Annotated in this window: 18 protein-coding genes and 2 pseudogenes; 8 read left to right on the plus strand and 12 right to left on the minus strand. The window is 42.7% G+C overall.

The window, feature by feature from the left end; translation table 11 throughout:
- Positions 1–404: pseudogene (locus BACCOP_RS20740) on the plus strand (hypothetical protein); the annotation flags it as partial.
- On the opposite strand, the gene BACCOP_RS17080 reads toward BACCOP_RS20740, so the two are convergent.
- Entirely contained in the window at positions 379–1,839 is a 1,461-nt protein-coding gene (locus BACCOP_RS17080; protein ID WP_227994726.1) for an ISAon1 family transposase N-terminal region protein, read from the minus strand. The pseudogene BACCOP_RS20740 and the gene BACCOP_RS17080 overlap by 26 nt on opposite strands.
- Before the next feature lie 104 nt (positions 1,840–1,943).
- On the opposite strand from BACCOP_RS17080, the pseudogene BACCOP_RS17085 reads away from it, so the two are divergent.
- The 3 genes and pseudogenes from BACCOP_RS17085 to pyrH form a co-directional block, all read left to right on the plus strand.
- Positions 1,944–2,465: pseudogene (locus BACCOP_RS17085) on the plus strand (efflux RND transporter permease subunit); the annotation flags it as partial.
- Between the two features lie 41 nt (positions 2,466–2,506).
- Positions 2,507–3,793: a TolC family protein gene (locus tag BACCOP_RS17090; RefSeq protein WP_007571336.1), complete on the plus strand. Its 1,287-nt coding sequence runs from the start codon at positions 2,507–2,509 to the stop codon at positions 3,791–3,793.
- A gap of 85 nt (positions 3,794–3,878) precedes the next feature.
- Positions 3,879–4,589 (plus strand): UMP kinase, encoded by a 711-nt coding sequence (gene pyrH, locus BACCOP_RS17095; RefSeq protein ID WP_007571338.1) that lies wholly within the window; start codon positions 3,879–3,881, stop codon positions 4,587–4,589.
- A 99-nt stretch (positions 4,590–4,688) separates the two neighbouring features.
- Here pyrH and BACCOP_RS17100 read toward each other — a convergent pair whose 3' ends face one another.
- The 5 genes from BACCOP_RS17100 to BACCOP_RS17120 all read right to left on the minus strand — a co-directional run bounded on the left by BACCOP_RS17100 (position 4,689) and on the right by BACCOP_RS17120 (position 9,694).
- Positions 4,689–5,207 (minus strand): histidine phosphatase family protein, encoded by a 519-nt coding sequence (locus tag BACCOP_RS17100; RefSeq protein WP_007571340.1) that lies wholly within the window; start codon positions 5,205–5,207, stop codon positions 4,689–4,691.
- Between the two features lie 103 nt (positions 5,208–5,310).
- Entirely contained in the window at positions 5,311–6,999 is a 1,689-nt protein-coding gene (gene ettA / locus BACCOP_RS17105) for an energy-dependent translational throttle protein EttA (protein ID WP_007571342.1), read from the minus strand.
- A gap of 11 nt (positions 7,000–7,010) precedes the next feature.
- Positions 7,011–8,138, minus strand: coding sequence for an MFS transporter (locus tag BACCOP_RS17110; RefSeq protein ID WP_007571344.1), 1,128 nt, complete (start codon positions 8,136–8,138; stop codon positions 7,011–7,013).
- 28 nt (positions 8,139–8,166) lie between these two features.
- Positions 8,167–8,988, minus strand: coding sequence for a 3-methyl-2-oxobutanoate hydroxymethyltransferase (gene panB / locus BACCOP_RS17115; protein ID WP_007571346.1), 822 nt, complete (start codon positions 8,986–8,988; stop codon positions 8,167–8,169).
- A 55-nt stretch (positions 8,989–9,043) separates the two neighbouring features.
- On the minus strand, positions 9,044–9,694 hold the full coding sequence (locus BACCOP_RS17120; RefSeq protein ID WP_022124962.1) for an HAD family hydrolase: 651 nt from the start codon (positions 9,692–9,694) through the stop codon (positions 9,044–9,046).
- Positions 9,695–9,788: 94 nt separating this feature from the next.
- Here BACCOP_RS17120 and BACCOP_RS17125 point away from each other — a divergent pair, with 94 nt between their 5' ends.
- Positions 9,789–11,147, plus strand: a complete 1,359-nt coding sequence (locus tag BACCOP_RS17125; protein WP_007571350.1) for an MATE family efflux transporter — start codon at positions 9,789–9,791, stop codon at positions 11,145–11,147.
- Between the two features lie 154 nt (positions 11,148–11,301).
- On the opposite strand, the gene BACCOP_RS17130 is transcribed toward BACCOP_RS17125, so the two are convergent.
- Together BACCOP_RS17130 and BACCOP_RS17135 are read right to left on the minus strand one after the other, a co-directional pair.
- Positions 11,302–12,558 (minus strand): Nramp family divalent metal transporter, encoded by a 1,257-nt coding sequence (locus BACCOP_RS17130; protein WP_007571352.1) that lies wholly within the window; start codon positions 12,556–12,558, stop codon positions 11,302–11,304.
- Between the two features lie 60 nt (positions 12,559–12,618).
- Positions 12,619–13,884 carry a putative DNA modification/repair radical SAM protein gene (locus BACCOP_RS17135; RefSeq protein WP_007571353.1) on the minus strand — a complete coding sequence of 422 codons (1,266 nt, stop codon included), beginning with the start codon at positions 13,882–13,884 and terminating at the stop codon, positions 12,619–12,621.
- 127 nt (positions 13,885–14,011) lie between these two features.
- Between BACCOP_RS17135 and BACCOP_RS17140 the strand changes: the two genes are divergently transcribed.
- Positions 14,012–14,914: a DMT family transporter gene (locus tag BACCOP_RS17140; RefSeq protein ID WP_007571355.1), complete on the plus strand. Its 903-nt coding sequence runs from the start codon at positions 14,012–14,014 to the stop codon at positions 14,912–14,914.
- Positions 14,915–14,997: 83 nt separating this feature from the next.
- Here the strand turns inward: BACCOP_RS17140 and BACCOP_RS17145 are convergent, their stop codons facing one another.
- On the minus strand, positions 14,998–16,680 hold the full coding sequence (locus BACCOP_RS17145; protein WP_007571358.1) for a putative transporter: 1,683 nt from the start codon (positions 16,678–16,680) through the stop codon (positions 14,998–15,000).
- Positions 16,681–16,861: 181 nt separating this feature from the next.
- Between BACCOP_RS17145 and mutA the strand changes: the two genes are divergently transcribed.
- Positions 16,862–18,730 (plus strand): methylmalonyl-CoA mutase small subunit, encoded by a 1,869-nt coding sequence (gene mutA, locus BACCOP_RS17150; protein WP_007571360.1) that lies wholly within the window; start codon positions 16,862–16,864, stop codon positions 18,728–18,730.
- Between the two features lie 4 nt (positions 18,731–18,734).
- Complete coding sequence (gene scpA / locus BACCOP_RS17155) at positions 18,735–20,882, plus strand: methylmalonyl-CoA mutase (protein WP_007571362.1); 2,148 nt, start codon at positions 18,735–18,737, stop codon at positions 20,880–20,882.
- Positions 20,883–21,168: 286 nt separating this feature from the next.
- On the opposite strand, the gene BACCOP_RS17160 is transcribed toward scpA, so the two are convergent.
- The 3 genes from BACCOP_RS17160 to BACCOP_RS17170 form a co-directional block, all read right to left on the minus strand.
- The gene (locus BACCOP_RS17160; RefSeq protein WP_007571363.1) at positions 21,169–21,978 is read right to left on the minus strand and encodes an N-acetylmuramoyl-L-alanine amidase family protein; all 810 of its coding nucleotides are present in this window, start codon (positions 21,976–21,978) and stop codon (positions 21,169–21,171) included.
- Positions 21,975–22,499 carry a TlpA family protein disulfide reductase gene (locus BACCOP_RS17165; protein ID WP_370859016.1) on the minus strand — a complete coding sequence of 175 codons (525 nt, stop codon included), beginning with the start codon at positions 22,497–22,499 and terminating at the stop codon, positions 21,975–21,977. Before BACCOP_RS17165 ends, BACCOP_RS17160 begins: the two co-directional genes overlap by 4 nt.
- 322 nt (positions 22,500–22,821) lie before the next feature.
- Positions 22,822–24,354, minus strand: coding sequence for an acyl-CoA carboxylase subunit beta (locus BACCOP_RS17170; RefSeq protein WP_007571369.1), 1,533 nt, complete (start codon positions 24,352–24,354; stop codon positions 22,822–22,824).
- Between the last annotated feature and the right edge of the window lies 1 nt (position 24,355).

Here is a 24,355-nt window from a genome sequence, read left to right on the forward strand (position 1 = left end):
TTTATGATGAATATTCCAAATTGAATGCTTCAATTCATGCTAAAAGCATTTTTAAAGCAAGATACGAAACTCTAAATGAAACATTTCAAAAAGCCTATCAAGAATATAGCCAAAATGAAAAAATCAAATCTACTATAAATATTTACCAACTGGATTCAGATAAACTATGGCTGTTGTTTTTATTTATTACAGATTTTACAGAAAGTTGTTTCTATGAAGATACAAATATAGAAGAACATTCAATATCAGATTTCTGTAAAGAGTGCATTTCATTAATTGAAAATAGTAACGATGTTAATATTACCATTACCTCACCTGATAAGAGAATTAGCCTAAAAAATCGGCACAGTTGCATAAGTCCGTGGCAATATAATCATGTTATCCAAAGATTATGGATGCTCTGAACATAAAGAAAGGTAAATCCTGCACACCGCGTAGTTGTGCTCTAAAGCCTTTCAACTTAGAGTTAAGAGATTCAGCATGAGCATTGGTTGATCTGTTTATGAAGTAATTTAGTACTTCTTCTTCCTTGTACTTGATGGCATCCCTTGCAGCCTTTACTTCACGCAACGTACAAACTGAAACCTTCTGATACCACTCATGCAGTTTAACCTTAGCAGTACCCCGGTCGATAGACTTGTTGCTAAACACGCTTCTTAGGCTACAAATCAAAGTATATGCATCCTTTATCTTTGGGAACATCCTGAAAAGTATCTTTGCACGTGTTTTCTGCCTGTCAGTCCATTTTTCACCACTCACACTCAGCAGATACTTGCTTCTTGTCAGTAGTTCTATGACAGTTTCGCCATTGGCAAGCATGGTTGGTCTGAAGCGTTTGTTCAACCTCTGTGGCTTGCGTCCCCGCTTCTTGCCTTTGTATTTCTTTGGATGTTTCTTGCGGTAGTATTTACGGCTCTTTACCAGCTGTTCAAGTTTCTTTTTGAACATGGCCTTCTCCTTGTTTTGTGCTTTCTGTGCTTCTCGTTTAGCTTTGAGGCGGAGTTCCTCCACTGCTTCGATACAACGTTTGACGATATGGAAGCAGTCAATGACTATGGCTGCATTGGGAAAGGCTTCTGTGACGACAGCAAACATGCTGTCAGAGAAGTCCATGGTGACTTCCTCGACCTGCTCTCGCTGTTCCTGCGGTATCTGCATAAGAACATTGATAATGTCTGATGCCTTAGTGCCTTTTACTGCTGCTATTAAGGTGTGACGTTTGCCATGCCCTTCTTTGTTGGTCAAGAATGTCATCAGGTCCTTGTGGAGCATGGTCTCGTCAATGCCCAGCCGTTTGCCTATGTTCTTAGGATGCAGCACCCAGTCCTCTGCATGACTGGCTTGTTCCCAATTACGGAAACCGCTCAGATGATCCTTGTAAGCACGCTCCAGGTTATTGCCATCTACCTTAAAGTATAGCCCCGGCGAGCGGGCCGTTATCGGGTAGGTATCCAAATATTTTTTTAAGACATCAGCAAACTCCTTAGAGTAGCTGGTGTTGTCAGCAAGCAACGAGTACCTGTCAAGGATTATGTTTCTGCCTTCTGCCGTTAACCGTCTGCGACGTCTGACATGAAGAACGACCTTGTGATCACGGATAGGAAAGTCGTTAACCTGACGGCTTTCCGTGAAACCATTGGGCTTAAGGTCGTGCCACTCTTCTTCCCGTGCATCTTTTTCGTCAAGATAGATGTGAAGAAGGACGCGCTCATTACCAGTCTCTTCAATAATGCCAGTGTGGTCTTCGTTAACGGCTGTAACGTCGAAGAACTTAAGTATGCCTTTGGGAAGAAGGTAACTTGCCAGAATCTTATAGTCAAATGCTGATTGCTTACTCATGAGTGCAAAGGTAATGCTTCTTATAAACATTTAAGCATTAAACAAGAAAATAGAGACCTATACTACAAAAATAAGCCACGGATATTTGCAACTGTGCCCAAAATCCGCTTATTATGGGAGCACTCGCCATTGCAGCTGTCATGATATTATTTATCCTGATAGCTCATTTCCACCGTCTAAGTATTGCATTACTTATTTTCGGCAGCATGACATTCTGTGTTTTCGGTACAGCAATAGGTGTTTTGATTCAGGGAGTTGACTTCAGTATGACATGTACACTGGGTATTATCAGTTTGATGGGAATCATTGTCCGTAACGGAATCATTATGATCGACTATGCCGAAGAGTTGCGAAATACCGAAAAATTATGTGTACGTGATGCTATTTATCATTCTGCACGCCGACGCATGCGACCGATTTTCCTGACTTCCGCAGCAGCTTCTATGGGAGTCATTCCGATGATTTTGGGCAAAAGTGGATTGTGGATGCCTATGGGAACCGTTATTTGCTACGGAACTCTTATCACCATGATCTTCCTGCTGACCGTTCTTCCGGTTCTGTACATGCTATTGTTTAGAGGTTCCACCCGTAAACGCGCTATCAATGAGCAGCTTGAGCTTCAATAACATAATAAACAAAAGATAGCTATCAAAAATTAGTTACGATTATGAAAAGAAAAAACATCATATCTTTATTCCTGCTGTCGGCAGGCTGTATGTTGCCGCTATGTGCTTCTGCCCAACATGTCTATTCGCTGGACGAATGTATAGAAGCTGCTCTCGACAACAATGTACGCATGAAAAATGCTCAAAACAACCTCCGCATGGTGGAACACAGCAAACAAGAGGCTTTCAGTAAATACTTTCCCACGGTAAGTGCCATGGGAAGCGGGTTCCTCGCCGACAAAAGTCTGGTACGTATGGGACTATCACCCGAAATGCAGATGGCCTTTATGAAAAACGGACTTGTGGGTGATGTTTCTGCTACCCTGCCACTGTTCACCGGCGGACAGATAGTCAACGGAAACAAACTGGCTAAGGTAAATGTAGAAGTAAACCGACTCCAGCAGCGCCAGTCGCAAAACGAGGTGACTCTGACAGTCGAAAATTATTTCTGGCAGGTAGTAATGCTGAAAGAAAAATTGCAGACTATCAGTACACTCGACAAGCAACTGACACAATTACTTCAGGATGTGGAAACCAGCGTTCAAGCCGGTGTTACAACCCGCAATGATTTATTACAAGTACAACTCCGACAGAACGAAATACAAAGTAAACGCATTCAGGCAGAAAACATGCTTTCACTGTCACGAAGCATGCTTGCACAATATATAGGACATCCGGCAGACAGCATAGAAGTTGCGGCAACGTTGAAAGATACGTTACCGCAGGGACCGGAAGGACTTTACACTCCACCCGAAGCAGCGCTAGCTACAACAAACGAATACAATCTTCTTCAACAAAATGTAAAGGCAAGCAGCCTGCAACATAAAATGGCTATAGGAAAAAACTTGCCGACCATAGCTATCGGAGGAGGCTATGCCTACGAAAACCTGTTAGGAAAGGATCATACATTCTGTCTGGGATTCGCTACGGTATCCGTACCAATCTCAGGCTGGTGGGGAGGCTCGCACGATATCCAGCGTCAGAAACTACAATTACGCAATGCCGAGAATCAGCTTGCCGACCAGAATCAGTTGCTGGTAATCCGTATGAAACATACATGGGATGACCTGAATGATGCCTACAAACAAGTCAAGATAGCCTTACTTTCCATCGAACAGGCTAAAGAAAACCTGCGTTTGAACACAGACTATTATGCGGCCGGCACATGTACCATGAGCGATTTGCTCGACGCACAAAGCCTCTATCAGCAAAGTCGTGACAAATACGTAGAAACCTATGCCCAGTATGAAGTAAAAAAACGTGAATACCTGCAAGTGACAGGACGATAGAAATAAGGAATAAAAATAAGAGGTTTTGACAATTCTTCTGACATTTATTTCTAACTTTGCGACTAAACATTAAAAAAATTAATTTATGGCAAAGTTCAAACGTATTCTGTTAAAGCTCAGCGGCGAAAGCTTAATGGGAGAAAAGAAATATGGTATCGACGAAAAACGTCTGGGCGAATATGCACAGCAGATTAAGGAAATCCACGACATGGGTGTACAGATCGGCATCGTTATCGGTGGCGGAAACATCTTCCGTGGACTGACTGGAGCCGGAAAGGGATTCGACCGTGTGAAAGGTGACCAGATGGGTATGCTGGCAACAGTTATCAATAGCTTGGGATTGAGTTCTGCTTTGGTTGTAGCCGGAGTTAAGGCTCGTGTACTGACTGCTATCCGTATGGAACCGATCGGTGAGTTCTATACCAAATGGAAAGCTATCGAAGCCATGGAAAACGGTGAAGTAGTCATCATGTCTGCCGGAACCGGAAACCCATTCTTCACAACCGATACAGGTTCTTCACTGCGTGGTATCGAAATTGAAGCTGATGTTATGCTGAAAGGTACACGTGTAGACGGTATCTATACTGCTGACCCGGAAAAAGATCCGACAGCTACCAAGTTCGATGAAATCACTTACGACGAAGTTCTGGCACGTGGCTTGAAAGTAATGGACCTGACCGCTACTTGTATGTGTAAGGAAAACAACCTGCCGATTATCGTATTCGATATGGATACAGTAGGTAACCTGAAGAAAGTCATGTCTGGAGAGAACATTGGAACAATGGTTCACAACTAAACCAGATTTATTATTTTCACCACAGAAGATAAAGTTTCTCCATCATCGGTATGGAAAATATAACTTTTTCTTCTGTGGTGTTTTTTATGCCCTTTCTCCTCATTCCATCGTCAGACGGACTACCTCACAATTATCCATGTGTGGTACAGTGGTCAGCTGATCGACAGGTATGCCTGCCAGATAAGCCCGCAGCGAACGGTTTATCAAGCCGTGAGCCACTACCAATATGCATTTTCCTTCGTAATGCTGCCGGATATATTCCAGACATTTTCCAGCACGTTCGTAAAGCATTTCACGTGTTTCAGCATCAGCCGGCAAATGTGTCCGGTCTACCGAGTCGAGCGGAAGTCCGGTCCAGCTTCCCCAGTCTATTTCACGCAATAGAGGCGTTGTCTGCCACGGCAGGTTCCTGTCGCCTACAGCAAGACGAACTGTGTCAATCACCCGCTGCAAGTCACTGCTCAGTATAGCATCCAGTGGAATATCCTGCAAACGTTTGCCTAATTCTACAGCCTGCTGCTTTCCCTCTTCCGTAAGATGTCCAGGCAGGTGTCCCTGAAAAATACGACTGATATTTTCCTCTGTCTGTCCATGACGGACCAAGTATATGGTTATCATATAACAAAATGGTATTAAGCCATCATTAAATGATACGGAGTTGCCGTAAATATGCATTGCATGCCAACGTCAACTCCGTACAAATTATAATAAATAAACCCTATCAATCTTCCATCAGCTTGCGATAACGAACGCGCTTCGGCTCTACGTTACCCATACGCTTCATCTTGTTTTCTTCATATTCTGTATATGAACCTTCGAAGAAGAATACTTCACTGTTTCCTTCGAATGCAAGAATGTGTGTACAGATACGGTCGAGGAACCAACGGTCGTGGCTGATTACTACCGCACATCCGGCAAAGTCTTCCAGACCTTCTTCCAGTGCTCGCAGTGTATTTACGTCAATATCGTTGGTCGGCTCGTCCAGCAACAGCACATTACCTTCTTCTTTCAGTGCCATGGCCAGATGCAAGCGGTTACGTTCACCACCCGAAAGCATACCGCACAATTTTTCCTGATCAGAACCAGAGAAGTTGAAACGGCTCAGGTAAGCACGTGCATTCACATCACGGTTTCCCATACGTATCAAATCATTTCCTCCGCTGATAACCTGATATACAGTCTTGTTCGGGTCAATATCCTTATGCTGCTGGTCTACGTAAGCTACTTTTACGGTTTCTCCTACTTCGAATTCACCTTTATCAACTTTTTCCAGTCCCATAATCAGGCGGAACAAAGTAGTTTTACCGGCACCGTTCGGACCAATGACTCCCACAATACCGTTAGGCGGCAACATAAAGTTCAGGTCGTCGAACAGCAGCTTGTCGCCATACGCCTTTGCTACATGCTTCGCCTCGATAACCTTGTTTCCCAAACGCGGACCGTTCGGAATGAAGATTTCCAGTTTTTCTTCCTTTTCCTTCACATCTTCATTCAACAACTTATCGTAAGAATTCAAACGGGCTTTACCCTTTGCCTGACGTGCCTTAGGAGCCATACGTACCCATTCCAACTCACGTTCCAATGTCTTACGACGCTTGCTGGCAGTCTTTTCTTCCATTTCCATACGCTTGGTCTTCTGTTCCAGCCAGCTAGAGTAATTACCCTTCCATGGAATACCTTCACCACGGTCCAGCTCCAGAATCCATCCAGCCACATGGTCAAGGAAGTAACGGTCGTGTGTTACAGCAATCACCGTACCTTCATACTGCTGCAAGTGCTGTTCCAGCCAGTCGATACTTTCTGCATCCAAGTGGTTGGTAGGCTCGTCCAGCAACAAGATGTCCGGTTTCTGCAACAACAAACGACAGAGAGCTACACGACGGCGTTCACCCCCAGACAGATTTTTCACCGGCTGGTCTTCGGGCGGACAACGCAATGCGTCCATCGCGCGTTCCAGCTTGCTGTCCAGATTCCATGCATCTGTAGCATCGATTATATCTTGCAACTCAGCCTGACGGGCAAACAAGGCATCCATTTTTTCGGGATCCTCGTAATACTCCGGCAAACCGAACTTATTGTTTATTTCTTCGTATTCGGCAAGCGTATCGACTACATTCTGTACGCCCTCCATTACTACTTCTTTTACAGTCTTGGTATCGTCAAGGTGCGGCTCCTGAGCCAGATAACCGACTGAATATCCCGGAGAGAACACAACTTCTCCCTGATAGTTTTTCTCCAGACCGGCAATAATTTTCATCAGGGTAGACTTACCCGAACCATTCAAACCGATGATACCGATCTTCGCTCCGTAGAAAAAAGATAGGTAGATGTCTTTCAAGACCTGCTTATTGTTCTGGAATGATTTACTCACTCCGACCATAGAAAAGATAATCTTTTTATCGTCTGCCATACTCTTTTATATTAATTAGTTTGATAATGTTTCGTAAAATAACGGTGTATATATACCTGATATAAAAGGAATCCGATTACACAAATCCCCAAAGCTACCTGATACGGATTGTTGTTTCCAGCCTGACGGACATATTGCGAAATCCATATACCCAGCATTACTCCTGTTTCCCAAAGTAACTGATAAGTATGATACCCCGTCCCCCGTTCGCAATGTAAAGGTAAAAGTATCATCATCCGCAGAAACTGCCCGATAGAAAATCCGACTCCGATTCCAACCAGCAGACCCGCTCCGTAAAGGTACTCACCTGTGTCTGCATTACAAAGCAGCATTAAACCAGCTCCGGTAAAAAGTTGTCCGATAAAAATCTGTATCCTTCCATTCATCGGTCTGGTAAAAACTTGCCTGACAAGCAGGTATATCAAAAAACCGCTTCCTATGCAAAGATAAAAAAAAGCATTGGAAATCATAATGAAAAGCATACCTAAAACCATAGGTACCGTCATCATATTTATTCCGGGAAGCAAGGTCCGGAAAAGGATAAACCTGTCGAACGAACACAACGGCAGGTCTAAAGGCGCACGGAAGCATACTGTTACCATGGAAACAAGCACAATGGCAACCGCACATAAAAAAGCAGAAAAATACAATAACGTATCAAAACTGAGATAATTTCCTCCCTCAATTCCGATAATAATACCACTCAACATCCCGACAATGCTACTCCAGGTAAATACACGGTTTGCCGCATTACGATTGTTACTTGGAGTTACATCAATGGCCAAAGTACTTCCGGTTGCCATCAAGACAATACCAAACAGTGCCCCTTGTAAAATACGGAGCAAAACAACCATCTCTACGGAAGAGACATAAGGATACAATATCCCTACCAGTGCCAGCAACATGATACTCCGGGTACAAACATTTTTCCGGCTAAATGTATCGACCAAATAATTATTAAAAGCTCCGGGAAGGAACAAAGCGATGCCGAATACAGCTGTTACCCCTGCAGCCTGTAGTTCAGAACAACTCCAGGCTTGAATCATCCACCGATGAATCAGAGGAAACAACATGTAAACCGCTATATAGAGTAATATGTTAGCTGCAATCAATAAAGAAAAGTTTCTATTCCACAGCATATTTCATACAATAACGGTGAAATAAAAATCAATATTGCTCAGTTTCGTTAGGGAAATCACACGATTTCACATCTGCTACATAATGTCCGATAGCATCAGTCATTATGGTATGTAAGTCTGCATAGCGACGTAAGAAACGTGGACTGAAGCCTTTTGTCATACCCAACATATCGGCAACAACCAATACTTGTCCATCGACAGCTCCACCTGCTCCGATACCGATAACAGGAATTGTAAGTTCGGAAGCTACACGAGCAGCCAGATCTGCCGGAATTTTTTCCAGAACCAAAGCAAAACAGCCTGCCTCTTCCAGCAAATGAGCATCACGAATCAGTTTTTCAGCTTCAGCATCGCCTTTGGCACGCACACCATAGGTACCATATTTATTGATAGATTGTGGCATCAGTCCCAGATGTCCCATCACAGGCATACCGGCACCGATAATCTTTGTTATTGTTTCGATTACTTCTTCGCCACCTTCAAGCTTAAGAGCATCAGCTCCGGTTTCCTTCATGATACGAATTGCGTTACGTACTCCGTCGAACGGATCTGCCTGATAAGAACCGAAAGGCATGTCGACAACCACCAGTGCACGCTTTACACCACGCATTACAGACTTGCCGTGATAAATCATCTGGTCGATTGTAATAGGCAATGTAGTCACATTACCCGCCATAACGTTCGATGCAGAATCACCTACCAAAATAACATCTACTCCAGCCCCGTCAACAATCTGGGCAATCGTATAATCATAAGAGGTCAACATGGAAATTTTTTCACCTCTTTCTTTCATTTCAATCAAACGGTGAGTTGTCACTTTTCGTGTATCACCAGAAAGATATCCTGCCATAAAGTTTTCTCCTTAATTTAATAAAATTGCGGCAAATGTAGTTCATTCTGACGAGTTAAGCAAGCAGGGCTTTCATCTTTTCGAATGAGAAGGCAGTAAAATCGGGGATAACCAGTTTACATTTGTCAGCAATTGCCTCTGCCGAGTTAGTCGTACACAAGCCTACGACTGCCATATTTGCAGCATTTCCGGCTTCCAGTCCGTGAAAAGAATCTTCGAATACCACACAGTTTTCGACTACTGTATCAAAGACTTCCGCTCCCAGCAGAAAACAATCCGGAGCCGGTTTCGAACGAGTAAACATTTCGGCCGTGAGAATACGGTCTACCAGCTCTTTCAGTTCAGGATGTGCCTTGTATACATTCGCCATCTTCAAATCGTTCGAACTGGTAACAATAGCAATCTTTACACCGTGAGCACGTAAATCTTCCATAAAGGCAACTACTCCGGGAATATAATTGAAGGACATTTCTTTTTCAAACTGATTCAAACGAGCAGTAATCTCCTGCTGTTCTTTTTCCATACCCGAAAAATGTTTTGCGTAAATCTGTGTCAAAGTCTGTCCTTTGATGATGCGTCCAAAATCTTTTATCTGAGGGAAATACTGTCTACCTATCTCATCCCAAAATATGCTGTACTGGGTTTCTGTATCCATTACTACTCCATCAAAGTCGAACAAGGCTGCTATACATTTTGTTTTATCCATTCTCTTTACCATTTAGTTGATTTAACGGTACAAAGTTCTGAAATATCACGCCATATTCCTAACTTTGAGCACATAATTTTAACCAAAGTACAAAATGGAAGAAAACAATCCGCATGTTTTAGGAAATGCGCCTATAGGCAAATTACTTTTACAGTATTCCATACCTGCCATCATCGGTATGACACTGACTTCATTGTACAATATCATCGACAGTATCTTTATCGGACATGGAGTAGGTGCGCTGGCCATCTCCGGACTTGCCATTACTTTCCCGCTGATGAACCTGCTTATCGCGTTCTGCACCCTGGTTGGTGTAGGAGGAGCCACTATTTCGTCTATTCGTCTGGGACAGAAAGATATAAAAGGAGCGGAAGACATTTTAGGAAATGTTACTATTCTCTGTATCGTCAATGCCATTTTTTACGGAGGAATCACACTGATATTTCTGGATGATATCTTATATTTCTTCGGTGCAAGTGAAAGTACCCTGCCCTATGCACGCAATTTCATGCAGGTTATTCTGCTGGGAAGCCCAATCTCGTATGTAATGGTAGGACTGAACAACATCATGCGTGCTACCGGTTATCCCAAGAAAGCCATGTTATCATCAATACTGACAGTAGGCTGTAACGTAATTCTTGCTCCTATCTGTATCTTTGTACTGGAGTGGGGAATAAGAGGGGCAGCCCTTTCTACTATCATGTCACAATTCGTTGGTATGATATGGGTGCTCTATCATTTCTACGATAAGAAAAGCTATATTCGCTTCAAACGTCCCAGCTTCAAGCTGAAAAAGCACATCATCATGAATATATTCGGAGTCGGTATGTCGCCTTTTATCATGAATGTATGTGCATGTTGTATCGTGATTTTTATCAATAACCGTCTGTTGACGTATGGTGGAGATCTTTCTATCGGGGCATTCGGCATCCTGAACAGAATACAAATGTTGTTTGTGATGATTGTAATGGGAATCACAATGGGAATGCAGCCCATTTCTGGCTACAACTACGGAGCACGTCATTATGACCGTGTGAAACAGACTCTCCGGCTGGGTATTATAGCCGGATGTACCATTACAACTGTCGGATTCCTGATAAGCGAATTATTCCCCAGTATATTTGTGGGAATGTTTACTACCAACCATGAACTGACCGAACAGGCAACACTGGCACTTCGCATCGGTGTCATGGCGTTTCCCATTATCGGCGCACAAATTGTGATTACACAGTTTTTCCAATCAATCGGTAAAGTCAGCATCTCTATTCTGCTTTCTCTTTCCAGACAACTCGTCTTTCTGTTGCCCGGACTGGCTTTACTTCCGCCGCATTTCGGTGTGGAAGGAGTCTGGTTCAGTATGCCGCTATCGGATACATTAGCCTTTATCATGGCAGCACTAATGCTGATTTATCACTTCCGTAAGCTAAAAGCCAGACAACAATTAAACGACTGAAAATAAACTCCATACAAAGGGTACAATCAAGACATTTTCAGTTTATGTTTATCCTTTAAAAAAACTTCAGCAATTTTTCAGAAAAACATCTCGATATTTTTCTGAAAAATTGCTGAAGTTTTTTACTTACCTTGCCGAAGTGTTTATTTTAGAATCAACTGAAAAGTAACATAATATTGAGTACCGAAACGATGATGGCAATGGTATAAAGTACAAACGTGCTCCACCGTGAGTTGGCGTACTGCCCCATAACACGCTTTGACGAGGTGAGCGACAACTGTAAGAAAACAGTAAAAGGTAGCTGAATACTCAACACCATCTGCGAAATAATCAGTCCTTGGAACGGATTTTCAATAAAAAGAATAATCACCAGTGCCAATCCTAATGAAAGGAGCACTCCTACCTTAGAATGAATATCGCGAATATTATAAGATTCTCCAAAGATACCGGCAAAAATAGAACCGGCTGCCATACCACTGGTAACAGTAGATGAAATACCAGCCATGAGCAGAGCCAGTGCAAAAATAGCGCCAGCCTGACTTCCCAACAAGGGATCGAGCAACGATTTTGCCTGCTGAAGTTCTTCTACCGGAGTGCCGTGCACAAAGAAAGTAGTAGCAGCCAGCAAAATCATGGCACTGTTGATAGCCCATCCTATTCCCATCGACAGCAACGTATCGTAAAATTCGTACTTCAAATGTTTCTTGATAGCCTGTTCGTCCTCCTTATTGTATTCACGGCTCTGTACTACCTCCGAATGAAGAAACAGATTATGAGGCATGACAACTGCTCCCAATACACTCATAATAATGAGCATACTTCCCTGCGGAATACTTGGTGTCACCCACGAACGTGCAGCCAGTCCCCAGTCGACATCTACCAGAAACAGTTCGTAAAGAAAAGAAAGACCGATAACCGATACGAAAGCAATGATTCCCCGTTCTATACGCCTGTACGAATTAGTGAAAAGCAATATCAGCACAAATACCGTAGTCAGTACGGCTCCTGCAATAATCGGTATATCAAACAACATCTCCAGTGCAATGGCTCCTCCCAATATTTCCGCCAGTGAAGTAGAGATGCTTGCCAGCACAGCACTTCCCAGTATGGGGCGTGCTATCCACTTCGGCGTATATTTATTGGCTGCCTCACTCAAACACAATCCGGTAACGATACCCAAATGCGCTACATTATGCTGAAGCACGATCAGCATGACCGTAGAAAGTGTTACTACCCACAACAGTGCATAACCATAATCGGAACCCGCAGCAAAATTAGAGGCCCAGTTCCCCGGGTCGATAAACCCCACAGTAACCAGCAGTCCGGGACCGATATATTTAAATATATCCAGACCACCCAGATATCTCTGGTGGTCTTTCCGTTTCAATTCCTTGAACAGATTCTTCCACATAACTCATTTTCTTTTTAGCTTAATAATGATATTACAATCCATCCCGAGCAAAGGTTCACGCTAATCGAAATCAAAATTGAGTGTAAGCTGACGGTCGTCCGTACGTTTCTTTGGCTTCGGAACAAGTAACTTTCTCACACCCAGCGGAGTAAGTTCGTGTATTGTCTTGTCAGGCAACTCGTTGCACGTAATAAAATAACGGGCTTTTTTCATTACTGCTCCCATTTTTTTCAGTTCATAGAAACCAATGCGTGAGAAACGGCGCGACATGACAATCATTTTTGCCGAACGCACACCAATACCCGGCACACGAAGCAGAGTTTCATAATCTGCCGTATAAATATTTACAGGAAAAAACTCCGGATGCTTCAATGCCCATGCCAGCTTAGGATCGACTTCCAGATCGAGATCCGGACTAGCCTCATCTACCAGTTCATCTACCCGAAACTGATAAAACCGTAACAGCCAGTCGGCCTGATACAATCGATTCTCACGCACGAGAGGAGGTTGTTTCAGAGCAGGCAGGCGCTTGTCGTAGGTATTGACAGAAATATATCCCGAATAATACACACGTTTCATGGTAGGCTGAGCGTAAAGCGCAGAAGAAACTTTCAGAATATCTCGGTCGCTTTCCGAAGTTGCCCCGACAATCATCTGCGTACTCTGTCCTGCCGGCGCAAAACGCGGGGCATGGCGGTGATGCTTCCGCTCTTCCGCACTTTCAAGTGCTCCTTCACGGATATATCTCATAGGCAGATACACACTGCGATGGTCTTTTTCAGGAGCCAACATCTTGAGATTAGCTTCGGTAGGTATTTCAAGGTTTACACTCAGACGGTCGGCATAAAGTCCGGCTTCACGAACCAGTTCTCTGCTGGCTCCGGGAATACTTTTCAGATGTATGTAGCCATTAAACCGATGAATCGTACGTAAGTCTTTTGCCACACGTACCAGACGTTCCATGGTATAGTCAGGATTTCTCACCACTCCCGAGCTAAGAAAAAGTCCCTCGATGTAGTTTCTGCGATAAAACTCCATGGTCAGTTCGACTAACTCGCTGACAGACAAGGTAGCCCGCGGTATATCGTTGCTGATACGGTTGATACAATAAGCGCAATCGTAAATACAATAATTGGTAAGCATCACTTTCAGAAGCGAAATGCATCGTCCGTCTTCTGCAAAGCTATGGCATATCCCCCACCCTCCTACAGTATTTCCGACACCTCCCGAAGAATTGCGGCGTACGGTTCCGCTGGAAGAACATGATACATCATATTTTGCTGACTCTGCCAGCACTTTCAGTTTATGCAAGACTTGCTCGTTCATTGTACTTTACTGATAATTTTGCAGTTGTAGAAATTTAGTAAAAATAGACATACCGCATGAGCTATGCAAATCTTTGACGATTTTTTGTAACTTTGCAGCCAAATTTATAAAGCGATATAAAAAGATTATGTGGTTACTATTAGCCTTCTGCTCGGCAGCGTTGCTGGGCTTTTACGATGTTTTCAAGAAAAAGTCATTGAGTAATAATGCTGTACTTCCTGTACTGGCGCTCAATACACTTTTTTCGAGTATTATTTTTATTCCGTTCATCCTGCTGTCACACTTCGCACCGCAGATGTTACAAGACTCTATTTTTTATGTACCCGATTCGGGAGGATGGGAAGTACATAAATTTATTTTGCTGAAATCGTTTATTGTATTGTCTTCATGGGCATTCGGGTATTTCGGTATGAAGCATCTTCCGCTTACTATCGTGGGGCCGATTAATGCTACCCGTCCGGTGATGACCCTTGTAGGTGCCATGCTGATATTCGGAGAACGCCTGAACCTGTATCAATGGATCGGTGTATTCATGGCTGTAATTTCTTTTTTCATGCTGAGCCGTTCAGGGAAAAAGGAAGGTATCGATTTCAAACACGACCGATGGATATGGTTTGTAGTACTGGCTGCAGTACTGGGAGCAGTAAGCGGACTATACGACAAATATCTTATGGGAAGATTCAATAACATGCAGGTACAGGCATGGTATAATATTTATCAGCTTTTCATGATGGGGGGAGTACTGATGTTCTTATGGTGGCCTAAACGGAAAACATCTACTCCTTTCCGATGGGACTGGTGTATCATCCTGATTTCTGTCTTCCTGTCGGCTGCCGATTTTGTATATTTCTATGCCCTGAGTATGGAAGATTCCATGATTTCTATCGTATCAATGGTCCGCAGGGGAAGCGTAGTTGTTTCATTTCTTTTCGGTGCAATGATGTTCCATGAAAAGAATTTGAGGAGCAAAGCCATCGACTTGTTGCTTGTGCTTATCGGTATGTTCTTCCTCTATCTGGGTAGCAGGTAAAGAAAATTGATTCTGATATACAAAAAAACGTCCTGATGTCTGATTAAATCAACACCAGGACGTTTTTATATATCACAGATATCTTATCCAGCCATAAATAAGATAAGCAACTGAGCTGTAAGGATTCTAAGGAACATCGCTAACGGATATACAGTAGAATATCCTACTGCCGGAGCATCATTTCCTGAAATCTGGTTGGCATAAGCCAATGCAGGAGGGTCTGTATTACTACCGGCTATCAATCCCATTAATGTAAAATAGTTTACTTTATGTCGCCAGCGGGCTACCATTCCAATGATGAGAAGTGGAATAATGGTTATAAGGAATCCGATACCTACATACAGCAAACCATCGCCTTCTACTACCGTTTGAACAAAGTTTCCACCAGCCTTGATTCCGACACTGGCAAGGAACAGCACCAAACCGACCTCACGAAGCATCAAGTTGGCACTCATAGTTGTATAAGTCACCAGTTTTACTTTATGTCCGAAACGTCCGATAAGAATAGACACAATCAGCGGACCTCCAGCAAGACCCAGTTTCACTGGAGTAGGTATTCCCGGAAATGCAATAGGCAGACTTCCGAAAAGGATACCACATAAAATACCAACGAAGATGGTTACGATATTAGGATGATCCAGACGCTTCAACTGATTACCCAGCAAATCGGCAACTCGTTCGATAGCATCCTGTGGTCCTACTACCATGACACGGTCGCCCACCTGAAGAATCAACTGACGCGCAGCAAACAAGTCCATACCCGAACGGTTGACACGAGTTACATTCACACCATACATACTGCTGAAATGAAGCTCACCCAATGTCTTACCATTAATAGCCGGTTGGGTAACCAATATACGGCGTGATATCATCGGCTTGTCTTGTTTGCTCTGGTTATCCCAGTCTACATCATCAACTTTCGAACCGATGAAAGCCTGAATCGCTTCAGAGTCATTTTCTGCACATACAATGTTCATTTCATCGCCCAAACGCAAGACCGTATCTGCATTAGGAATATGTACATGTCCATCCTGCAAAATACGAGAGCAGACAAAATCTCTTGCCAAAAAGCTCTGAACCTGAGAAAGTTTCTTTCCACTCAATGCTGCATTCTCTACTTTCAGGGCAATGTTGTAAGGCTTCAAGTGAGGATTTGCCTCTTCTTCTTTCTGGATATCATCAGCTTCTTTGTCCAAATTTACCCGACAAATATAACGGATAAGAATAAGTGAAAGAATGATACCCATAACACCCAAAGGATAAGCACAGGCATATCCCATAGCTATTTCCGGCCCTTGATAACCTAATTGCTGCAAAGCTTCGTTGGCAGCACCCAAACCCGGAGTATTCGTTACCGCACCGCAAAGAATACCTACCATCATCGGAATTTCCACCCGACCTTGCAAAGCATAGTAAATAATTATGGCAACCGCTATATTCAGTGCCACGATACCCACAGCCAGCATGTTCAGCCTGATTCCTCCTTTTTTGAAAGAAGAGAAGAAAGAAGGACCGACCTGCAAACCGATACAGAACACAAACAAGATCAATCCAAAATCCTGCAAAAACGAAAGGATGGACTGATTTCCTGTAAATCCAAAATGTCCGGCAAGAATCCCTACGAATAATACGAAGGTAACTCCAAGAGATATACCGAAAATCTTGATTTTTCCCAAAAGAACTCCAACTGCAATTACAAAAGAATATAATGCGACTATATGTGCTATGGAGTCGGGATTAGTTAATAAATCTTGTATCCAATTCATAATATTATATTTTTAAGCGCCACAAATGTAGGCAATTAAAAAGAATAAGTCAAACATTTGAACCTAAAAAAATACTCACTTTTTGTCGGGATGTGCAATTTACTTTGTATATTTGCCTCGCATGGGTTCCAACCTCCATGCCAACTAACTTAAATCATAATATCATAAACACTCATTCACTATGGCAGATAGTAAAGAAAAACTCTTTTCAGATTTTCCCTCCGTATCGACACAAGAATGGATGGATAAAATCATGGTCGACTTGAAAGGAGCCGATTACGAAAAGAAATTGGTGTGGAAAACAAACGAAGGATTTAAAGTAAAACCGTTTTACCGCCAAGAAGATTTGGAAGGACTTAAAACAACTGAAGGACTTCCGGGAGAATATCCTTACATCAGAGGTAATAAAAAAGATGACAATACCTGGTATATCCGTCAGGACGTTCGTGTAGAAGAACCTGCTGAAGCAAACCAGAAAGCACTTGATTTGCTGAACAAGGGAATTGACTCACTGGGTTTCCACATTAAACCCAAAGATTTGAGTGCTGAATACATCGCAACTCTACTGAAAGACATCTGTTGCGACTGTATAGAAATTAACTTCACTACTTGTCAGCGCCATTCTACTCAGCTGGCTGAATTACTCGTTGCTTATTTCAAAGAAAAAGGATATGATCCGAATAAACTGTACGGCTCAATAAACTTCGACCCTATCGGCAAAATGCTTCAAAAAGGGAAAGATGTCAGCCCGATCATATCGAAAGCCAAAGAGCTGGTAGAAATTCTGGCTGAATATCCTCATTTCCGTTGTATAGGAGTCAACTCACTTCAACTAAACAATGCTGGAGCTTATATTTATCAGGAACTGGGATATGCACTGGCATGGGGAAATGAATACCTGAACAGATTGACAGAAGCAGGAGTTCCTGTTAATCTGGCTGCAAAGAAGATCAAATTCAACTTCGGTATCAGTTCCAACTATTTCATGGAAATTGCCAAGTTCCGTGCAGCACGTATGTTATGGGCAAACATTGTCAAAGCTTACAACCCGCAATGCGAATGTGCTTGTAAAATGATTGCTCATGCCGAAACTTCAAGCTTCAATCTGACCTTATTCGATGCTCATGTAAACTTGCTCCGTACTCAGACTGAAGCTATGAGTGCTGCTATTGCAGGAGTAAATTCTATCACAGTAACTCCTTTCGATAAAGCATACGAAACTCCTAATGACTTTTCAGAACGTATTGCACGTAATCAGCAATTACTTTTGAAAGAAGAATCTCATCTTAACCGCATTGTCGATCCTGCCGGCGGTTCATATTATATTGAAAATTTAACAGTCTCTATTGCTAAACAAGCCTGGGATTTGTTCCTGCAAGTAGAAGAGGCCGGCGGAATGGTTAAGTCTATCTTCGACGAAAGCGTACAAAATGCTGTTAACACAAGCAACAAAGCACGCCATGAAGCTGTTTCGAAACGTAAAGAAATCCTGCTGGGAACCAATCAGTATCCTAATTTCAACGAATTGGCAGGAGAAAAGACCCCATCAGAACACAAATGTTGCTGTGGTGGCGGACATAATCACGAGGAAGAAGCTTCATTTGCTAAACTGGAAACCAGCCGTGCTGCCAGCGAATTCGAAGCTTTACGTTTGCAGACAGAACATTCTGGCAAACGTCCAAAAGCTTTCATGCTGACTATCGGAAATCTTGCGATGCGACAAGCACGCGCACAGTTCTCATGCAACTTCCTGGCTTGTGCCGGATATGAAGTAATAGACAATCTGGGATTCCCAACCGTTGAAGAAGGAGTAGAGGCTGCAATGAAAGCCAACGCTGACATCGTTGTTATTTGCTCAAGCGATGATGAATATGCAGAATATGCTATTCCGGCATTCAAAGCTGTAAACGGAAGAGCCATGTTTATTGTGGCAGGAGCTCCTGCTTGCATGGAAGAATTGAAAGCTGCCGGCATAGAAAACTTCATACATGTACGCTGCAACGTATTGGAGACCTTGAAAGAATATAATGAAAAGCTAGGAATTAAGTAATGCTATGAAACCGAATTTTAAAAATATCGATATATATGACGGATTCCATCCTCAAAATGGTATGGAATGGCAAAAAGCCAATGACATCAAAGCCAATTGGAGAACACCGGAACAGATTCAGGTGAAGCCGGTTTATACGAAAGAAGACCTGGAAGGCATGGAGCATCTGAACTATGCTGCGGGTATTCCTCCTTACCTGAGAGGTCCGTACTCGATGATGTATACGTTCCGTCCGTGGACTATCCGCCAGTATGCAGGATTTTCTACAGCTGAAGAATCAAATGCATTTTATCGCCGTAACCTGGCTTCCGGACAGAAAGGTTTGTCTGTTGCTTTCGACCTTCCGACACACCGCGGCTACGACCCAGATCATCCGCGTGTAGTGGGAGATGTTGGTAAGGCCGGTGTTTCAATCTGCTCACTGGAAAATATGAAGGTATTGTTCGACGGTATTCCATTGAATAAGATGTCTGTTTCCATGACTATGAACGGCGCCGTACTTCCTGTTATGGCATTCTATATCAATGCAGGACTGGAACAGGGAGCTAAACTGGAAGAAATGGCCGGAACTATTCAAAATGATATTTTGAAAGAGTTCATGGTGCGTAACACATATATCTATCCGCCTGCATTCTCCATGAAGATCATCTCGGATATCTTTGAGTACACTTCTCAAAAAATGCCGAAATTCAACTCTATCTCTATCTCAGGATATCACATGCAGGAAGCTGGTGCTACAGCCGATATCGAATTGGCTTATACACTTGCCGACGGTCTGGAATATCTGCGCGCAGGAGTTGCTGCAGGTATTGATATCGATGCCTTTGCTCCTCGTTTGTCTTTCTTCTGGGCAATCGGCATGAATCATTTCATGGAAATTGCCAAGATGCGTGCTGCACGTATGCTTTGGGCAAAGATTGTAAAACAGTTTAATCCGAAGAATCCGAAATCACTTGCACTGCGTACACACTCACAGACTTCAGGATGGTCGCTTACAGAACAGGATCCGTTCAACAACGTAGGACGTACTTGTATCGAAGCAATGGCTGCTGCACTGGGACACACTCAGTCACTGCATACCAATGCGCTGGACGAAGCTATTGCTCTGCCAACTGATTTCTCTGCACGTATTGCACGTAATACACAGATTTATATCCAGGAAGAAACCCAGATATGTAAAAATGTAGACCCATGGGGTGGTTCATACTATGTAGAAGCGCTGACCAACGAACTGGCTCATAAAGCTTGGGAACACATTCAGGAAATCGAAAAACTGGGTGGTATGGCTAAGGCTATCGAAACAGGTATACCAAAGATGCGTATTGAAGAAGCTGCAGCTCGTACACAGGCTCGTATCGACTCAGGTGAACAGACCATCGTAGGTACAAACAAATATCGTCTGGAAAAAGAAGATCCGATTGATATTCTGGAAGTAGACAACACAGCTGTACGTCAGGAACAGATAGAAAACTTACGTCGCCTGCGCGAAGGAAGAAACCAGGCCGAAGTAGACAAAGCACTGGAAGCTATTACCGAATGCGTACGTACAGGTAAAGGCAACTTGCTGGAACTGGCTGTAGAAGCCGCTCGCGTACGTGCCACATTAGGAGAAATATCCGATGCATGTGAAAAAATTGTAGGACGTTATAAAGCAGTAATAAGAACTATTTCAGGCGTGTATTCATCAGAAAGTAAAAAGGATGCAGATTTCGCAAGAGCTTGCGAACTGACTGAAGAATTTGCAAAGAAAGAGGGTCGCCGTCCGCGTGTAATGATTGCCAAAATGGGACAGGACGGACATGACCGTGGTGCAAAAGTTGTAGCTACAGGATTTGCAGACTGTGGTTTTGATGTTGATATGGGACCGTTGTTCCAGACTCCGGAGGAAGCTGCTCGCGAAGCCGTAGAAAACGATGTTCATGCAGTAGGAGTTTCTTCATTAGCCGCCGGACACAAGACTTTAATTCCACAAATCATTGCAGAGTTGAAACGTCTGGGACGTGAAGATATTCTGGTATTTGCAGGAGGTGTCATACCGGCACAGGATTACGACTTCCTGTATAAAGCTGGAGTTATGGCTATATTTGGTCCTGGTACTTCTGTCGCTAAATCAGCTTGTCAGGTAATGGAGCTGTTACTTGCTGAAGAATAAACCTGACCGACAATAAAAAATCAATAAGTTCTGCCCAAAAAGAAAGGTCTTAGTATCAAAACTTTTCATGGCAGAACTTAATAAAAATCACCTGCTTGAGAGTTTCACTTTATATCTGAATAACGTGTTTCTCAGGTTCAGGCGAAAAAGCAATAGCGGAACTTTTGCTCAATGAACAGAAGTTCCGCTATTGCTTTTTCAATGTTCAGCTGTTAGCTATATACTGCCTATCCTATACAGACAAAATTAAACTATTTCTCTTCAATAACTGAATATCACACAGTTACTACTTACTTTTCTTATAATCGCTAACCATAGCCTCAGCAATCCAGTTGGCTAATGCCTGACGATTGTCGGGTATCACCAAACGCTGCTGATCGCGTGCGTTCTGAATATTTCCTAATTCCAAAAAAACAGCATAAGGCGTTGAGTTCCGAAGGACAAACAAGTTACGCGAACTAACCGTTCCATTGAATCCTCTATTAGGCTGATGACGGTCATATTTTGCAGTAAAAGTACGCTTCAACTGATCGGCAAGACGTTTTCCATATTTACTGCCAGGTGAGTGATAAAAGAAAACATCCGTCTGTTTACCTCTGCTACGGCTATCCACATGAACAAAGATTGCACGTTTATAATTGCTATTATCTCTACGATATAACCGGTTAATAGCATCACAACGCTGTTGCAACCTTGCTACCTGATTCAATGGAATTGCTTCACCCATACATGTTTCCCGCTTACTGTTATTCAATATCGCAGCATTTCGGATTCCATCTTTCTTGTCCTGAATAATAAAATGAACCTTAGCACCACGTTTCAGCAATTCTCTGCCTAAACGCAAAACAATATCATAGGCATATTCATCTTCGTGCAGTTCCTTTCCTCTATACTTGCCGATACATCCCGGATCTGGTCCTCCATGACCGCTGACCAAATAGAAGGTAGCCCCTTTTAATGAACTGGAAGTAATCTGGTAGGCTGCCTGTGATTTTCCAAATAGAGGTTCATATCCCGAAGTCTTTTTCTTACGAGAAAACCCAGGAAGAACGACCAGACAGCATAGGATGAGTAATGTATACTTAAGCCGCATCATTTCAGCAGTTCATCTATTTTCTTACACAAAGCAGAGAACTCTTCCTCGTTATATAAACGTGTCATCATCACAATCTTGCCAGTCTTGTCGATTAACACGTTGCGGGTGATACCAGCGTTACGAACCGCATATTTAGCAAAGATATCTGCTCCCGGATCAAGTCCAAGCGGATATGTTACTTTCGTCTGCTTTGCAAAAGCTTTAACCTTTTCCAAAGGTTCATCACGGTCTACTCCATAAAGCGCAAATGAAGCATTATCTTTATGTTTCTGCCAGATATCCTTCTCGATAAAAGGCATTTCTTTACGGCAAACCCCACACCAGCTTGCTGTAAACTGAAGCATCACAACTTTCCCACGCAAAGAAGATAATTTTACTTTCTGACCGTCGGTTAAAGTCATTTCAAAATCGGGAGCTTCATCACCCACTTTAACTATATATCCTACTTCATCAGGAGTAACTTCCTGTGCTTGTACTGTAGAGACTCCGGCAAACAGACAGCCAAATAATGCTGCCATCATTATCCATTTTTTCATCATATACTAATAGCTTAAATAATTATCGCTTCAAAGATACAAAAAAATCGATATAAAAAGAGGAAACCTCGAACTGACCGCTACGCTTTCAAAGGTGTTTAAATACTACTTAATATTATTTTAAGAATTATATTCAATAAACTTCTGTTGCCTTGCAAACGATACAGTCTGCTTAAAAAACAAATAAAGCACAATAATAAGCACAACAGTTGTGCTATATCATGAAGTTATATGGAATTAAAACAAAAAAGCCATCCCAACGGATTAGGTTGAGATGGCTAAATTTATATTATTTCCTTCAAATCAATTACAAAGGCATGTTACCGTGTTTCTTCGGAGGATTGCTTACACTCTTATTCTGAGTCATTTCAAGTGCCTGAATCAATTTATAACGAGTATCTTTCGGAAGAATGATTTCATCGATATAGCCCTGTTCAGCTGCACGATACGGATTAGAGAATTTCTCCTTGTATTCTTCTACAGCCTTAGCTTTTTCTTCCGCCGTAGCTTTACGATACAGAATATTCACAGCACCGTCTGCTCCCATTACAGCAATTTCAGCTGTAGGATAAGAGAAGTTCACATCAGCACCAATAGGTTTACTATTCATAACGATGTATGCACCTCCGTAAGCCTTACGTGTAATTACTGTTATTTTAGGAACAGTAGCTTCTGCATAAGCGTATACAATCTTTGCACCGTGACGGATAATACCATTGTGTTCCTGTGTACATCCTGGCAAGAACCCCGGTACATCTTCGAATGTTACAATAGGAATATTGAAACAGTCGCAGAAACGGATGAAACGAGAAGCCTTGTCAGAAGCGTCAATATCAAGCACACCTGCCAGATATGCCGGCTGATTGGCAACGATACCTACAGAACGTCCACCCAAACGAGCAAAACCGACTACAATATTCTTTGCAAAGTGAGGCATAACCTCAAAGAAATAATGATTGTCGACTATCGGTTCGATGATGTTTTTGATATCATATGGCATGTTCGGGTCGTCAGGAATAACTGTCATCAGTGATTCTTCTGCACGACGGATATCATCTGTACAAGGAATAGAAGGAGCATCTTCCATGTTGTTAGAAGGCAAGAAACTCAGCAGCTCACGAATGCTCATCAAAGTTTCTTCTTCTGTTTCACAAAGGAAGTGAGTAACACCACTCTTACTGCTATGAGTATATGCACCACCTAATTCTTCCTTATCAACTTCTTCATGAGTAACAGCCTTTACTACATCCGGACCAGTGATAAACATGTGACTCTTTTCCTTTACCATGAAGATAAAGTCTGTCAATGCCGGAGAGTAACAAGCACCTCCTGCACACGGACCAAGAATTGCTGAAATCTGAGGGATAACACCTGATGCAATAGTATTCTGATAGAAAATTGAAGCATATCCGGAAATACTTCCCACACCTTCCTGAATACGTGCGCCACCCGAGTCATTCAAAGCAATTACCGGAGCACCGTTTTTCAATGCCAGTTGCTGTACCTTTACAATCTTCTGTGCACCGGTAGCACTAAGTGTTCCACCATATACGGTAAAGTCGTAAGCATAAACATATACTAAACGTCCATCAATTTTACCATATCCACAAACGATACCGTCACCAGGAATATGTTTTTTCTCCATACCGAAATCAGTACAGTGATGAACCACAAACTTATCAATTTCATTGAACGTACCTTTATCGAGCAACATATCAATACGTTCGCGAGCAGTCATATGACCATTGGCATGTTGCTTTTCAACACGCTCTACTCCTCCACCCTGAGCAGCCAGTTTATCCAGCTCCTCAAATTTTTTATATTGTTCTGCTGTTGTCATA

Origin of the sequence: Phocaeicola coprocola DSM 17136, from assembly GCF_000154845.1 — a bacterium.
Classification (GTDB): domain Bacteria; phylum Bacteroidota; class Bacteroidia; order Bacteroidales; family Bacteroidaceae; genus Phocaeicola; species Phocaeicola coprocola.

Coding starts and splice junctions, on each gene's coding strand:
- BACCOP_RS17080 (WP_227994726.1), bottom strand. CDS start 1,839: ATGAGTAAGCAATCAGCATTTGACTATAAGATTCTGGCAAGTTACCTT.
- BACCOP_RS17090 (WP_007571336.1), top strand. CDS start 2,507: ATGAAAAGAAAAAACATCATATCTTTATTCCTGCTGTCGGCAGGCTGT.
- pyrH (WP_007571338.1), top strand. CDS start 3,879: ATGGCAAAGTTCAAACGTATTCTGTTAAAGCTCAGCGGCGAAAGCTTA.
- BACCOP_RS17100 (WP_007571340.1), bottom strand. CDS start 5,207: ATGATAACCATATACTTGGTCCGTCATGGACAGACAGAGGAAAATATC.
- ettA (WP_007571342.1), bottom strand. CDS start 6,999: ATGGCAGACGATAAAAAGATTATCTTTTCTATGGTCGGAGTGAGTAAA.
- BACCOP_RS17110 (WP_007571344.1), bottom strand. CDS start 8,138: ATGCTGTGGAATAGAAACTTTTCTTTATTGATTGCAGCTAACATATTA.
- panB (WP_007571346.1), bottom strand. CDS start 8,988: ATGGCAGGATATCTTTCTGGTGATACACGAAAAGTGACAACTCACCGT.
- BACCOP_RS17120 (WP_022124962.1), bottom strand. CDS start 9,694: ATGGATAAAACAAAATGTATAGCAGCCTTGTTCGACTTTGATGGAGTA.
- BACCOP_RS17125 (WP_007571350.1), top strand. CDS start 9,789: ATGGAAGAAAACAATCCGCATGTTTTAGGAAATGCGCCTATAGGCAAA.
- BACCOP_RS17130 (WP_007571352.1), bottom strand. CDS start 12,558: ATGTGGAAGAATCTGTTCAAGGAATTGAAACGGAAAGACCACCAGAGA.
- BACCOP_RS17135 (WP_007571353.1), bottom strand. CDS start 13,884: ATGAACGAGCAAGTCTTGCATAAACTGAAAGTGCTGGCAGAGTCAGCA.
- BACCOP_RS17140 (WP_007571355.1), top strand. CDS start 14,012: ATGTGGTTACTATTAGCCTTCTGCTCGGCAGCGTTGCTGGGCTTTTAC.
- BACCOP_RS17145 (WP_007571358.1), bottom strand. CDS start 16,680: ATGAATTGGATACAAGATTTATTAACTAATCCCGACTCCATAGCACAT.
- mutA (WP_007571360.1), top strand. CDS start 16,862: ATGGCAGATAGTAAAGAAAAACTCTTTTCAGATTTTCCCTCCGTATCG.
- scpA (WP_007571362.1), top strand. CDS start 18,735: ATGAAACCGAATTTTAAAAATATCGATATATATGACGGATTCCATCCT.
- BACCOP_RS17160 (WP_007571363.1), bottom strand. CDS start 21,978: ATGATGCGGCTTAAGTATACATTACTCATCCTATGCTGTCTGGTCGTT.
- BACCOP_RS17165 (WP_370859016.1), bottom strand. CDS start 22,499: ATGATGGCAGCATTATTTGGCTGTCTGTTTGCCGGAGTCTCTACAGTA.
- BACCOP_RS17170 (WP_007571369.1), bottom strand. CDS start 24,354: ATGACAACAGCAGAACAATATAAAAAATTTGAGGAGCTGGATAAACTG.